Source organism: Micromonospora sp. NPDC007220, assembly GCF_040634035.1.
Taxonomy (GTDB): Bacteria; Actinomycetota; Actinomycetes; order Mycobacteriales; family Micromonosporaceae; genus Micromonospora; species Micromonospora reichwaldensis.
The window spans coordinates 26,421-39,422 of the sequence record NZ_JBEYEU010000039.1 but is presented as its reverse complement, the minus strand read 5'-3'; the positions used below and the strand labels follow the sequence as shown (position 1 = coordinate 39,422).

Genomic DNA, 13,002 nt, shown 5'->3' with positions numbered 1-13,002 from the left:
ACAGCAGTAGCCGAATCGCCGCTGGGCGGCACCCCCAACCGGGGGTGCCGGCCAGACGCATGTCCCCAGATCCCCCGGGCCTCACCCGCCGGAGCCCGCCGGGCGGCGCCCACCGGAGCCCTCGGGCCTCACCCACCAGCCCCGGGCCTCACCCACCGGAGTTCGCCCAGGCGACGCCCACGGAGTTCCGGACATCGCCTACCACGGCGTTCGCCACGCGACGCCCACTGGGGAGTTCGCCGGGCGACGCCAACCGGAAGCCCCGGGCCCCACCCGAGTTCGCCAGGGCGACGCCCACCGGAGTTTCGGGCGTCGCGAACCGGAAGCGCCCCGACCGAGCCGGAGGTCGGAGCCGGCTGAGCGGTGGGGAGGCCGACGGGTTCGTGGCCTGTCCGGGCGTACAGTCGGGCGGTGGAGCGTACCGAGAAGATGCCTGCGGAGACCCGACCACCTGGCGTGGCGACCGTCGATCCCGGCAGCGTCCTGCTGCCGGGCCACGACGTGCCGCTGGGGCGCTACACGACCGTTCGACGGCTGCTACCGCAGCGGCAGCGGCGGATGATCGGCGCCTGGTGCTTCGTGGACCACTTCGGCCCGGACGACGTGGCCGAGCGGCCAGGCATGGAGGTGCCGCCGCATCCGCACACCGGCCTGCAGACCGTGACCTGGCTGCTCGACGGGGAGATCCTGCACCGCGACAGCCTGGGCAACGTCCAACCGATCCGCCCCGGCCAGCTCAACGTGATGACCTCGGGGCACGGCATCGCGCATTCGGAGCGGTCGCCCGAGCGGCATCCGCCGCTGATGCACGGTGTGCAGCTCTGGGTGGCGCTGCCGGACCCGGCCCGCGCCGGGGCCGCCGACTTCGCCCACCACGCCGACCTGCCGCGCTGGCGCGACGGTGAACTGGACGTCGCCCTGCTGGTCGGCGAGCTCGCGGGCGAGCGGTCCCCGGCTCTGACGTACACCCCGCTGCTGGGCGCGCAGGTGGAGCTGCACGGATCCGCGCCGGCCACGCTGCCGCTGCGGCCCGACTTCGAGTACGGGCTGCTGGCCATGTCCGGCACCGCCGAGGTCGACGGGGTGCCGTTGACCCCGGGGGCGCTGCTCTACCTGGGCACCGGCCGGGAACGGCTCACCCTGACGGGCGCGCCGGGGAGCCGGCTGCTGCTGCTCGGCGGGGCCCCGTTCGAGGAGCCGCTGGTGATGTGGTGGAACTTCGTCGGCCGCTCGCACGAGGAGGTGGCCGCCGCGCGGGAGGACTGGATGGCCGGGCGTCGTTTCGGCGTCGTCGCCGACGATCCCGCCCCGCCGTTGCCCGCCCCGGCGCTGCCGACCACCCGCCTCAAGGCGCGCGACCGCAGCGGCGGGCTGCACGGCTGAGGCAGGCAGGCGTGGCCGGGCGCGGCGCGGGTAGTCGCCGGCATGCCGACCACATCCACTACCCGTGTCGAGGACAGGAAACGCCTGGTACGCCGGCTTGCCGGCACTGGGCGCGGCTTCGCCGAGCAGTACGGCTTCCGGGTCGTCAACAACCCGTCGAGCCTGTTCCAGGTGCTCTGTCTCGCCGTGCTGCTGGCCCGCCGGGGTGACTTCCGGCGGGCCGTGGACAGCGCGCACGCCCTGCCCGCCGCGGGCTGGGACAGCGCCGCCCGACTGGCCCGGTCCCTGCACGGCGACCGGGTACGCGTGCTTCGCGACAGCGGCCAGCGCGGTGACGTCGACGCGCTCGCTGACACGCTCGGCGATCTGGCGCGCGCCGTGGTGGAGCGCTACCGGGGCGACCTGCGCCGCCTGCGCGCGGTGGCCCACCACGACCCGGCCCGGGAGCGGGAACTGCTCACCGAACTGCCCGGGGTGGACGCCACGGTGGTCGACCTGTTCCTGCGCGAGGCCCAGGCGCTGTGGCGTGAGGTGGCGCCGGTGGCCGACCGGAGGGCGCTCGTCGCGGCCCGCCGGCTGGGACTGGGCCGCTCCGCCGACGACCTGGCGGGCCTGGCCGGCAGCGGGGAGTCCGAGCGCCTGGCCTGGCTGGTCGGGGCGTTGGCCCGGGTGGACCTGGAGAAGCGGTACGCGGAATTGGCCGCCTGACGCGGTGGTGGGCTGGCCCACACTTCCTTCGTAATCGTCCGAACGGGTGATGTTTCATCGTATGATGGTCGCGGCACTGATGCCCGCCCGGTTCGGGCGTGCATCGACCGCCTGGTGGTCGCGGCCCGGTTCGGGCCCGACCGGCCACCGGACAGGTTCTGTGTGGCGCCCCGGTCGCGGTTCGCGACGGGGGCGCCCGCCTGTCCGGCAACTCCCGCCCTCCGCCGGGCGTCGGCCCACTCCACGCGGATGCCGGCTCATCTCGCCAGGCCGGCCAGCAGGTTCACCGTGACCGCGATGATGAACGCCCCGAACAGGTACGACACCATCGAGTGCCGCAGGACCGTCCGGCGCATCTCGTTGCTGGTCAGAGCTGTGTCGGAGACCTGGAAGGTCATTCCGACGGTGAACGCCAGGTAGGCGAAGTCCGAGTAGCGGGGCGGCTCCGACTGGTTGAAGTCGATCCCACCGTCGGGCCCCGTGTAGTAGATCCGCGCGTACCGGGCGGCGAACACCGTGTGCACCACCAGCCAGGACAGCAGTACGCTCAGCACGGCCAGCCCGCCGTAGACGTCGCGGGCGGGCGTGGCGGGCGCCCCGTGCGCGCTGGTCACCACGACGCCGACGGCCAGCAGGCTGGCCAGGCAGGCGGCGAGCAGCAGCGCGTCACGCGCCGCCCGGTTCGGGTCCTCGTGCACGGCCAGTCGGGCCGTCCCCCGCGCGTCCATCGGCCACAGCCGGTGCCAGACCAGCACCAGCCAGCTCAACGCCGCGGCGTCCCAGCCGGCCAGCGGCGCCAGCGCCGGCGTGACGGCCAGCGCGGTGAGCCCGCCGGCCACCAGGCCGATCGCGCCCATCACGGTGAGCTGGAGCGCGGCCGGGGTGTGCCCGACCGGCCCGCGCGTCGTCATCCGTCACCGGCACGGGCCCGCTCGGCGCGGGCGCCATGCTCCGGCCCGAACGTGCCCAGTGTGGACGTGCCCGGCGTGCCCGGCCCAACCGTGCTCGACCTGGACGTGCCCGACCCGGACGTGCCCGGTGCGCCCGGCGTGGACGTGCCCGGCTCGGACGTGCCCGGCCCGGGCGCGTCGTCGGCCCGCGACAGCAAGGGTCAGATGCCGCGCAGGTGCTGCGACACGCGCTGGTGCCGCTTGTCCCGGGCCTGCGCCGCCCGCTGCGCGGAGCTCACCTCCGGGGCCGCCTCGATGCCCGCGGAACGGGCCACCTCGTTGCCGTTGGCGTAGTCGACCGGCGGCAGGGCCCGCAACGCGCGCAGCACGTCCGGCGGGGCGCCCTCCCGTTCGGCCTCGCGTACCACGTCGTCCTTCTCGGCCGGGTAGTCCAGGCTCGACAGGTACTGCAGCACGTCGGCGTAACTCGCCATGGTGTCGGCTCCTCCGGGGCATCGATCCGGTCACGACCGGCGGCGGTTACCCGCCCGGCGGGCCGTCACGCGCCGTGCCGCGCGGAAATCCCGTCGTTTCCCGGCCGCGCCGGCGGGTACGCGCAGGCCCCGACGCAGCCTGAAGGAGCCCGGATGAACTACGACACCTTCGTCGACCAGGTCGCCCAGCGCACCCGTACCTCCTCGGAGCAGGCGGTGACGCTGACCCGGGCGACGCTGGAGACCCTCGCCGAGCGGCTGACCGGCGGGGAGGTGCTGGACCTGGCGGCCCAGCTGCCCAAGCCGTTGCAGCTCGTGTTGAAGCCGAGGCCGGGTACCGAGTCGGCGGAGCGGTTCGGCGCGGCCGAGTTCGTCGCCCGCGTCGCCGTACGGGCCGGGGTGACCGAGCCGGCGGCGCGCGACGCCGCCCGGGCGGTCTTCGTCACCCTGCGCGAGGCGATCAGCGGCGGCGAGTTCGACGACGTGGTGATGCAGCTCCCGCGCGACTTCCGGGACATGGTCGAGCCCGCGATGGCGCCGGGCGCCACCCTGCGTCGCCCCTGACCCTGCCGCCCGCCCGGCGACGCCGGCCGGACTTCCACCCGGTGCTGCCGGCGCACGGTGCCGCCCGCCGCGGTGGTGCGCCGCCTCAGGCGACGGCGCCGGCGGCGCGCAGGGCGGCGACCCGCTCCGGGGCGAAGCCCGCCCCGGCCAGCAGTTCGTCGGTGTGCTCGCCCGGCTGGGGCGGGGGGCGGCGCAGCGCGGTGGGAGTGCCCGAGAAGCGGGGCGCCGGTGCCGGCTGGGTGACCCCGTCCCGCTGGACGAAGGTGCCCCGCGCGGCCAGGTGCGGGTGCTCCGGCGCCTCCCGCCAGTCCAGCACCGGCGCCACGCAGGCGTCCGAGGAGCCCAGCAGCGCCGTCCACTCGTCCCTGGTCCGGGTGCGGAACACCCGCGCCCACGACCGGCGCAGCGCCGGCCAGTTCGCCGGGTCGGTGCGGTCCAGCGCCTCGTCCGGGGCCAGCGGGAAGCCGGTGCGCCGGACGAGCTCGTCGTAGAACCGTGGCTCCAGTGCGCCGACCGCCAGATGCCGGCCGTCGGCGCACTCGTAGGTGTCGTAGAAGGGAGCGCCGCCGTCGAGCAGGTTCACCCCGCGCGCGTCCTGCCACATGCCGAGCCGGCGCAGCGCGTGGATCTGGGTGCTGAGCACCGCCACGCCGTCGACGATGGCCGCGTCGACCACCTGGCCCCGCGCGCCGCCGCGCACCGCGTACAGGGCGGAGACCAGGCCGAGGGCGAGCATCATCCCGCCGCCGCCGAAGTCGCCGAGCAGGTTCAACGGCGGCACCGGGCGCTCGCCGGCCCGGCCGATCCCGTGCAGCGCGCCCGTCAACGCGAGGTAGTCGATGTCGTGCCCCGCGTACGGCGCCGCCGGGCCGTCCTGTCCCCAGCCGGTCATCCGGCCGTAGACCAGCCGGGGATTCGCCGCGAGGCAGTCCGCCGGGCCGACCCCGAGGCGCTCGGTGACCCCCGGGCGGAACCCCTCGATGAGCGCGTCGGCGTCGGCGACCAGGGCCAGCACCACCTCCCGCCCGCCGGGGGACTTCAGGTCGACCCCGATCGAGCGGCGTCCCCGGTTGAGCAGGTCCGGGTGCGGGGTGCCGAAGGCGTCCGGGTCGACGTCCGTGGCCCGGTCCACCCGGACCACGTCCGCGCCCAGGTCGGCCAGCATCATCGCGGCGAACGGGCCGGGACCGATGCCGGCCAGCTCGATCACCCGTACGCCGGCCAGCGGGCCGGCCGGGACGTCCTCGGTCATCGGCACACCATAGGCGAGGCGCGTTTGCGTCGTAAGGGGCCGGGAACCCGCCCGCCGAGAAGCGGGAGGTGGCGTGGTCGACGACCGGATCAGGGTGGCCATGCTGCACGGTCCCGGTCGGCCCGACGCCGACGGCGTCAGCGACTACGTGACGCACCTGGTCGAGGCGCTCGACGGCGTCGGTGTCGAGGTGACCCCGGTGCCGGTGCGCCCCGACGCCGACCGGGAACGCTGGCGGGCCGCCACCGCCCGGGCCGCCCGCCGGGTCCGCGAGCTGGCCCCCGACGTGGTGCACGTGCAGTTCGCCCCGTCGGCGTACCGGTTCTCGGGTCAGCCCGGACTGCTGCCGTGGCGGCTGCCCCGGCGGGCGCCGCTGGTCACCACCCTGCACGAGTACGGCTGGTGGGCCTGCCCCGGCTGGCTGCCGACCCGGCTCTGGTCGGCGCTGGAGCGGGCCCGCTGCTGGGACCGGGAGTCCGGCCGGCTGGTGCCGGCCAGCGCGGCCGTGATCGTCACGAATCCCGGCCACGGCGACGTGGTCCACGCGCGTACCGGCCGGCGGGCCACGCACATCCCGATCGCGCCGAACGTCGTCGACCGCGTCGGCGCGTCCACCGCGGGGCTGCGCCTGCGGGCGGAGCTGGGCCTGCCGGAGGGCGCGCCGCTGCTGGCCTTCTTCGGTTTCGTGCACCCGGTGAAGGGACTGCGGTACCTGATCGAGGCGCTGCCGGAGCTGCGTCGCGACCATCCGGACCTGCGGCTGCTGGTGGTCGGCGGGTTCACCTCGCAGGCGCTGCCCGAGCGGGAGGCGCGCGCGTTCCGCGCCGAGCTGACCGGGCTGGCCCACCGATGCGGGGTGGTCGACGCGGTGACGTTCACCGGGCACCTGCCCGCCGACCGGGTCTCCGCCGCGCTGCACGCCGCCGACGTGGCGGTGCTGCCGTTCACCACGGGGGTGAGCACGAAGAGCGGCGCCCTGCTCGCCGCGCTCGCGCACGGCGTGCCGACCGCGGTGACGCAGTCAGACGCAGGCGACGACGGGCCGCACCGCAGCGGCGCGGTGGCGGTGATCGGCGCGCGCCGGGACAGTGCCGCGATCGCGCGTACCGTCGGCAGGCTGCTCGCCGATCCGGTGCTGCGCCGCCGGCTCGCCGAGCGCGGGCGGGCCTTCGCCGCCGCGTACTCCTGGCCGAGGGTGGCCGCCGCGCACCGTGACCTCTACGCGCGGACCCTGGGGCGCGCGGATGCCTGACCGGTACGCGGACATCCTGGTCGTCGACCTGCTCGGCGGGATCGGCGACCTGCTGATGCTGCTGCCGGCGGTACACGGCCTGGCCCGCCGCAATCCCGGCGCGCGGCTGCGGCTGCTCACCCACGAGCCCGGGGCGGACCTGGTGCGCGCCGACCCGGCGGTCGCGGAGGTGCGCACCCCCCGGCACGGCCGGCCGGGTGCCGAGCGGGAGGCGGTCGCCGAGGCCCTCGCGGCCTGCCGGCCGGACCTGGCGGTCGCCACCACCCGCTACGACGGCATCCCCGACCTGCTCGAGGCCGACGCCGGGCGGGCCGTGACGAACCTGTGGCGCGCTCCGCCGCCGGAGCAGCCGGTCGGCGACCGCTACCTGGAGATCCTCTGCGCCGAAGGGCTGCTCGGCGCGGCCGACCGGGAGGCCCGGCCCCGGGTCCACCTGGGCGAGGAGGCCCGGCGCGCGGGGGAGCGGGCCGTGGCCCGGCTGGTGGGGGAGCCCCTCGCGCCGCCGGTGGTGCTCGTCACCGACGCCGGGATGGCGGTCAAGCGCTGGCCGGACCGGCGCTGGCGGGGGCTGGCCCGCGCCCTGACCCGGCGCGGACACCCGGTGCTCACCGTCGGCCCGGTCGACCCCGTCGCGCCGGTCGGGGTGCCGCTGCCCCGAGCCGACCTGCCCACCCTCGCCGGGCAGCTCGCGGCCGTGGGTCGGCGCGGCGGGGTGGTGGTCGGGCCGGACACCGGGCCGGTGCGTCTCGCCGCCGCGACCGGCGCCGCGACGGTGGCGCTGTTCGGCCCCACCGACGCCCGGCGGTACGGGATGGGCGGCACCGACCTGCAGGGCCTGCCCGGCTGCGGGTACCGGCGCCCCACCGCCATCACCGAACAGCCCTGCTGGTGGGACGCGCGCTGCCCGCTCGACGCGGCCGGCCCGGCGTGCATGGCCGACCTCGACGTGGCGGCCGTGCTCGCCGCCGTCACCGCCCGCTGAGCTGGGACGAAAGCCCCTCAATGCCCCAGATCACGCCTTGCGCGCGTGATCTGGCGTGCCGCGTTTGCCGAGCCCACGGGGCTGCCCTAACCTTGTCGCGACGAGGGGAGTACTTCCCACGAGCCATCCCGGTCAGTACGGCGTGCCCGGAGCACGCCTCGGGTGGCTGCCCACGAAAGTGGGTGAAGGAGACCTCGAACATGACAGGGTGTTCGAGGAGGCTCCATGTCCGATTTGCCATATCTTGCTGCCACCGATCTCCAGTCGGTGGGCACCCCCACGCTGTGGGGCGTCACCATCGCCGCCGTGATCGCACTGCTGGTGCTGGACTTCCTGGTCACCCGGAAGCCGCACGAGGTGTCGATGCGGGAGGCGCTGGGCTGGTCCGCCTTCTACATCGCCCTGCCGCTGGCCTTCGGCGCCTGGATCTGGGCCCGCTTCGGCTCCAACCAGGGCGTGGAGTACCTCACCGGTTACCTGGTGGAGAAGTCCCTCTCGGTCGACAACCTGTTCGTCTTCATGCTGCTGCTGGCCGCGTTCGCGGTGCCGGCCGAGCTGGCCCAGCGGGCCCTGCTCTACGGCATCACCGGCGCGCTCCTGCTGCGCGCGGTGTTCATCGCCATCGGCGCGGCGGCCCTGCAGACCCTGGACTTCGCCTTCCTGCTCTTCGCGATCATCCTGCTGCTCACGGCGGCGAAGCTGCTGCGCGACGCCGTCACCGGGCACGAGCAGGAAGTCGACATCAGCAAGATGCGTTCGGTGCGGCTGCTGCGCAAGTTCATGCCGGTCACCGAGGACTACCACGGCCCGAAGATGGTCGTGCGCCTCTCCGGCCGGCGTACGCTCACCCCGTTCGCCCTCGTGGTGACGGCGCTGCTCGCCACGGACATCGTCTTCGCCGTCGACTCGGTGCCCGCCGTCTACGGCATCACCGAGGACCCGTACCTGGTCTTCGCGACCAACGCGTTCGCCCTGCTGGGGCTGCGGGCGCTCTACTTCGTGCTGCACGCCGCGCTCAGCCGGCTGGTGCACCTCAGCTACGGCCTGGCGATCATCCTGGCGTTCATCGGCGTCAAGCTCGGCCTGCACTGGGCGCACGGCATCTGGAAGGGTGTGCCGGAGATCCCGACCCTCGCCTCCCTGGGCGTCATCATCGGCGTCCTGGTGATCGTCACCCTCACCAGCCTGCGGGCCACCAGCAAGGCCGGCCGGGGCGAGAAGGAAATCGTGGTCGAACGGAACTGAGGCGTCACCCGTCGCGGTGCGGATCCGCCGACCGCGCCTCGCCACCCACCCCGGGTGGTACGACTGACGGGTGGGAATCGTGTCACCGGGCTTCCAGGGCCGGCCCCGCTCCGCGGAGCCGGCCCTGCCGCCGGGGCAGTACCTGACGCAGGACTTCCCGGTGCTCTCCGCCGGCCCGACGCCGAGGGTGCCGCTGGAGACCTGGGAGTTCGTCATCTCCACCGAGTCCGGCGCCGAGTTCCGCTGGAGCTGGGACGAGCTGATGGCGCTGCCGCAGGAGACCCCGGCGGTCGACATCCACTGCGTCACCCGCTGGTCGAAGCGGGACACCGACTGGCAGGGGGTCTCCCTCGACACCCTGCTGGAGGGCGTCGACACCGACGCCCGCTACGCGCAGGCCCACTCGTACGGCGGCTACACCACGAACCTGCCGCTGGCCGACCTGCGCGGCGGGCGGGCCTGGATCGCGCACCGCTACGACGGCGGCCCGCTGCCGGCCGAGCACGGCGGCCCGGCCCGGCTGCTCGTGCCGCACCTGTACTTCTGGAAGTCCGCCAAGTGGGTGCGCGGCATCCGGCTCACCACGGAGGACCAGCCCGGATTCTGGGAGACCGCCGGCTACCACGACTACGGGGACCCGTGGCGTGAGCAGCGGTACCAGGGCGATTGACCGCCCCGCTGCGCTGGCGGGTGGCCCGGCTGTGCGAGCGCCGGGTCGAGACGCCCACCGCGCACACACTGGTGCTGGAGGCGCCCGGCTGGCCGGGGCACCTGCCCGGGCAGCACGTCGACGTGCGGCTGACCGCCCCCGACGGCTACCAGGCGGCGCGGTCGTACTCGCTGGCCGGTCCGGCCGAGGCCGACCGGATCACGCTGACCGTGCAGCGGGTGCCCGACGGCGAGGTGTCGCCGTACCTGATCGACGTCTACGCCGAGGGCGACCCGGTGGAGGTGCGCGGCCCGGTCGGTGGCTGGTTCGTCTGGCGCCCGGAGGAGACCGCCCCGGTGCTGCTGGTGGCCGGCGGATCGGGCGTCGTGCCGCTGATGGCGATGGTGCGCGCCCGCCGCGCCGCCGGCAGCCGGGTGCCGTTCCGGCTGCTCTACTCGGTGCGCACCCCGGCCGACGTGTTCTACGCCGACGAGCTGCGCCGCCGGGTCCGGGACGACCTGGGCCTGGACGTCGCGTACGTGTACACCCGCGAGGCGCCGCAGGACTGGCGGGGCGAGCCGCACCGGATCGGGCTGGCCGACGTGAACAGCCACGGCTGGCCGCCCGAGCTGGAGCCGCTCTGCTACGTCTGCGGGCCGACCGGTTTCGTGGAGACGGTGGCGGACCTGCTCGTCGGGCTCGGCCACCAGAGCCGGCGGGTCAAGACCGAACGGTTCGGCCCCACCGGCTGAGCGTCGAGGAGGAACGCCCGATGACCGACACGTCGTACCTGGACGGCAACATGCTCGACGGCCCGCTGCGGGAGCTGTTCGCCGTCGACCTGAGCACCGCCGCCGGGCGGTGCGAGCACTGCCGCATGCTGGGCCCGCTGGCCGGCCTGCGGGTCTACCCGCACGCCCCCGGCCTCGTCGGCCGCTGCCCGAACTGCGCCGAGGTGATGCTGCGGCTGGTCCGCTCGCCCGGGCACGCCTGGCTGGACCTGCGCGGGGCCACCTTCCTGCGGGTGCCGATGCCGCCGGAGCAGCCGTACCCGGGTCCGCTGTGAGGGCGGGGGAGGGCGGCGCGGCAGCGGCGGCCGGATCGGACGGGGGTCCGGCGGTGGGCGAGGACCTGCGGGCGCGGTCGGCGTCGGAGGTGTTCGACGACCACCTGCGGCTGGCCGCCGAGCACCGCTTCGCCGAGGACCTGGCGCGCAACGTGTCGCCGTCGTGCGTGGTCCTGGAACGGCGCGGCGTGTTCCGGGGGCACGCGGGTGTCGGGGAGCTGGCGCGCCTGCTGGAGGAGGAGCTGCCCGGCGCCCGCTACGTGTACACGAACCGGATGGTCGAGGGCCGGGTGGCGTTCCTGGAGTGGACGGCGCGGATCGAGGGCGTACGGGTCTGCGACGGGGCGGACTCGTTCCTCATCGAAGAGGGCTGGATCGTCGCCCAGACCATCCACTACACGCTGGAGCGGGTCGACGACGGGGTGGACCAGCAGGCCGGTCCGTGAGGGCCGGGGCGCCCGCGACCCGCTGGACAAGGGCGGCGCGCACGGCGACAGTGGTCTGCCGTGAGGTATCTGCGTACATCGGGTCCGGCTGCCATCCGTCGGCCCCGGCCGGCCGACGAGGCCGAGTTCGTCGCGGCGGCCCGGCGCAGCCGTGACCTGCACCATCCCTGGCTCGCCGCCCCCGACGACCCGGCGCGGTACGCCGCGTACCTGCGCAAGATCCGCCGTCGGGACCACGCCGGGTACCTGATCTGCGACCGGGACAGCGGGGCGATCGCCGGCTACGTGAACATCAGCGGGATCCTCATGGGCGCGTTGCGCGGCGGCTACCTCGGCTACGCCGCCTTCCTGCCCCACAGCGGAACCGGACACGCCTCCGCCGGCATCGGCCTGGTGGTCCGGCACGCCTTCGACACGCTCGGCCTGCACCGACTGGAGGCGAACATCCAGCCGGGCAACGAGCCGTCCCGCCGGGTGGCCCGCAAGCTCGGTTTCCGGCTGGAGGGTTACTCGCCGGACTACCTGTTCATCGACGGGGCGTGGCGCGATCACGAACGGTGGGCGATCACCGCCCCGTGTCCCGCCGGCGAATAGGCCGGTGGCGGCACGTCACGACCGCCACCGGCCACCCGGGTCAGCGCCCGGGCCGGCGTGCCTCGGGCCGCTGGCCGTCGAGGCGCACGAACCGCCCCTGCTTGTGCTCGACGCGCCGGCGCTGCCGGGCCGTGAGCTGCGGGCGACCGCTCTGCCGCAGGTAGATCGGCTGCCGCCGGTCGTTCGACATCGGTGTGCTCATGGCGCTGTCCTCCCGTCGCTCGGTGGCGGTGGAGCACCACCGTGCCGCCGGGGCGGGTGAGGTGAACCCACCCGCCCCGGGTGATCCGGCGCGGCCGAATCGGCTGCGGTCGCTTCGGGCGCGGGAGGCGGCCGTGGTCGCGTCGGGCGCGGCAGACGGCCGTGTCGCGTCAGACGCGGGAGGTGAAGGTCGCCAGGAACCGGTGCGGGGTGACCACCCCGGCGTTGTCGAAGCAGATCACGTCCACCTCGACGTCGAGCGCGGTCGACCAGGGCTGGGTCAGGTGGCAGTAGTTCGAACCGACCCCCTGCGCCACCACCTGGACGTGCGTCTCCGCGACTCCGAGCTGCGGGAACTTCGCCAGGTAGCGGCCGGCCGGGGCGATCGCCGCGACGGTGTTGGCGCCGACGCCGAGCACCGAGTTGTCGTTGGTCGGCCCGCCCACCGCGGTGCCCAGGTAGCCGAAGCGCGACGGCGGGGCGAGCGAGCCGATCACCGGCCGCCGACGGTGGTAGGACAGGGCGAAGTCGGTGGCCGCCGGCGCGCCCGCCTGGTCGAAGCAGGACACGTTCGCGGCCACGTCGACGCCTGAGAAGGACCAGCTGCCGATCTTGCAGCGGCGCGGTGCCGCGTTCGGCTGGACCGCGGTGACCTGCACGTCGCCGGCCAGCGCGCCGGCGAGCCCGACGCCCGGCAGCTTCACCGCCCACTGGCCGACGCCCAGTGGTCCGATGCCGTTCGCCGCCCCCGTCGAGTTGTACGACTGGACGAGCGCGCCGCCGGCCTGTTGGACGTACGCGTGGGCGGTGCCCGGCGGCAGCACGCCGCTGCTGGTGGTCCACAGGACGGTGAACGGGGTGTCGTCGCGGTCCCCGCCCGGCTTGTGGCACTGCACGTCGACGATCTGGTCGGGGCCGGAGGAGAACCAGCGGACGACCTCGCAGTAGTGGCCGGTGCGGTTGACCGGGGTCACGTGCGGCACCCCCCGGGCGCCGGCGCCGATCTGCGGGAAGCGCACCTGGAACCGGCCCGGGGCGAGCTTGCCCCCCTGCGCCCAGGCGGCGGGGAAGGCGGTCTTCCAACTGCCCCACTGCCGGGTGGTGTCGAGCACCGTCCAGGCCGGCACGGTCGGGTCCTTGACGTAGGCGAAGCCCCACAGGTCGGCGGTGGCCGCCACGGCCGGGCCGGCCGGCGCGAGTGCGCCGGCGGCCAGCACGGCGGCCAGCGCGGCGGCGGCGAGCGAACGGAGTCGCATCTTTCCTCCTGATGACGACG

Annotated in this window: 16 protein-coding genes; 11 read left to right on the top strand and 5 right to left on the bottom strand. The window is 75.0% G+C overall.

What is annotated here, in order from left to right; genetic code table 11:
- The first annotated feature begins 411 nt into the window (after nucleotides 1–411).
- Both ABZ573_RS31005 and ABZ573_RS31000 read left to right on the top strand, forming a co-directional pair.
- Nucleotides 412–1,383, top strand: coding sequence for a pirin family protein (locus tag ABZ573_RS31005; RefSeq protein WP_327028096.1), 972 nt, complete (start codon nucleotides 412–414; stop codon nucleotides 1,381–1,383).
- Between the two features lie 42 nt (nucleotides 1,384–1,425).
- On the top strand, nucleotides 1,426–2,091 hold the full coding sequence (locus ABZ573_RS31000; RefSeq protein WP_327028097.1) for a hypothetical protein: 666 nt from the start codon (nucleotides 1,426–1,428) through the stop codon (nucleotides 2,089–2,091).
- A 257-nt stretch (nucleotides 2,092–2,348) separates the two neighbouring features.
- On the opposite strand, the gene ABZ573_RS30995 is transcribed toward ABZ573_RS31000, so the two are convergent.
- Entirely contained in the window at nucleotides 2,349–3,002 is a 654-nt protein-coding gene (locus ABZ573_RS30995; protein WP_225852208.1) for a DUF1345 domain-containing protein, read from the bottom strand.
- A 200-nt stretch (nucleotides 3,003–3,202) separates the two neighbouring features.
- A complete protein-coding gene (locus ABZ573_RS30990) occupies nucleotides 3,203–3,475 on the bottom strand; it encodes a DUF2795 domain-containing protein (RefSeq protein WP_151454787.1) in 273 nt (90 codons plus the stop codon).
- A 153-nt stretch (nucleotides 3,476–3,628) separates the two neighbouring features.
- Here ABZ573_RS30990 and ABZ573_RS30985 point away from each other — a divergent pair, with 153 nt between their 5' ends.
- Nucleotides 3,629–4,039 (top strand): DUF2267 domain-containing protein, encoded by a 411-nt coding sequence (locus ABZ573_RS30985; protein ID WP_151454788.1) that lies wholly within the window; start codon nucleotides 3,629–3,631, stop codon nucleotides 4,037–4,039.
- An 85-nt stretch (nucleotides 4,040–4,124) separates the two neighbouring features.
- Here the strand turns inward: ABZ573_RS30985 and ABZ573_RS30980 are convergent, their stop codons facing one another.
- Entirely contained in the window at nucleotides 4,125–5,291 is a 1,167-nt protein-coding gene (locus ABZ573_RS30980) for a CaiB/BaiF CoA-transferase family protein (RefSeq protein WP_151454789.1), read from the bottom strand.
- A 73-nt stretch (nucleotides 5,292–5,364) separates the two neighbouring features.
- On the opposite strand from ABZ573_RS30980, the gene ABZ573_RS30975 reads away from it, so the two are divergent.
- The 8 genes from ABZ573_RS30975 to ABZ573_RS30940 all read left to right on the top strand — a co-directional run bounded on the left by ABZ573_RS30975 (nucleotide 5,365) and on the right by ABZ573_RS30940 (nucleotide 11,525).
- A complete protein-coding gene (locus ABZ573_RS30975) occupies nucleotides 5,365–6,543 on the top strand; it encodes a glycosyltransferase (protein ID WP_358122596.1) in 1,179 nt (392 codons plus the stop codon).
- On the top strand, nucleotides 6,536–7,525 hold the full coding sequence (locus ABZ573_RS30970; RefSeq protein ID WP_358122594.1) for a glycosyltransferase family 9 protein: 990 nt from the start codon (nucleotides 6,536–6,538) through the stop codon (nucleotides 7,523–7,525). The genes ABZ573_RS30975 and ABZ573_RS30970 overlap by 8 nt, the downstream gene beginning before the upstream one ends.
- 225 nt (nucleotides 7,526–7,750) lie before the next feature.
- Entirely contained in the window at nucleotides 7,751–8,770 is a 1,020-nt protein-coding gene (locus ABZ573_RS30965; protein WP_151454792.1) for a TerC/Alx family metal homeostasis membrane protein, read from the top strand.
- A gap of 79 nt (nucleotides 8,771–8,849) precedes the next feature.
- A complete protein-coding gene (locus tag ABZ573_RS30960; protein WP_357579811.1) occupies nucleotides 8,850–9,440 on the top strand; it encodes a sulfite oxidase-like oxidoreductase in 591 nt (196 codons plus the stop codon).
- Nucleotides 9,437–10,171: a ferredoxin reductase gene (locus tag ABZ573_RS30955; protein ID WP_358122591.1), complete on the top strand. Its 735-nt coding sequence runs from the start codon at nucleotides 9,437–9,439 to the stop codon at nucleotides 10,169–10,171. The genes ABZ573_RS30960 and ABZ573_RS30955 overlap by 4 nt, the downstream gene beginning before the upstream one ends.
- Nucleotides 10,172–10,191: 20 nt before the next feature.
- On the top strand, nucleotides 10,192–10,485 hold the full coding sequence (locus ABZ573_RS30950) for a DUF6510 family protein (protein ID WP_311410201.1): 294 nt from the start codon (nucleotides 10,192–10,194) through the stop codon (nucleotides 10,483–10,485).
- Nucleotides 10,486–10,538: 53 nt separating this feature from the next.
- Nucleotides 10,539–10,931, top strand: coding sequence for a nuclear transport factor 2 family protein (locus ABZ573_RS30945; RefSeq protein WP_151454796.1), 393 nt, complete (start codon nucleotides 10,539–10,541; stop codon nucleotides 10,929–10,931).
- Between the two features lie 60 nt (nucleotides 10,932–10,991).
- Nucleotides 10,992–11,525 carry a GNAT family protein gene (locus ABZ573_RS30940; RefSeq protein WP_151454797.1) on the top strand — a complete coding sequence of 178 codons (534 nt, stop codon included), beginning with the start codon at nucleotides 10,992–10,994 and terminating at the stop codon, nucleotides 11,523–11,525.
- Nucleotides 11,526–11,565: 40 nt separating this feature from the next.
- Here ABZ573_RS30940 and ABZ573_RS30935 read toward each other — a convergent pair whose 3' ends face one another.
- Nucleotides 11,566–11,727 (bottom strand): hypothetical protein, encoded by a 162-nt coding sequence (locus ABZ573_RS30935; RefSeq protein WP_165947859.1) that lies wholly within the window; start codon nucleotides 11,725–11,727, stop codon nucleotides 11,566–11,568.
- Between the two features lie 169 nt (nucleotides 11,728–11,896).
- Nucleotides 11,897–12,982 carry a hypothetical protein gene (locus ABZ573_RS30930; protein ID WP_151454798.1) on the bottom strand — a complete coding sequence of 362 codons (1,086 nt, stop codon included), beginning with the start codon at nucleotides 12,980–12,982 and terminating at the stop codon, nucleotides 11,897–11,899.
- Nucleotides 12,983–13,002 lie beyond the last annotated feature (20 nt).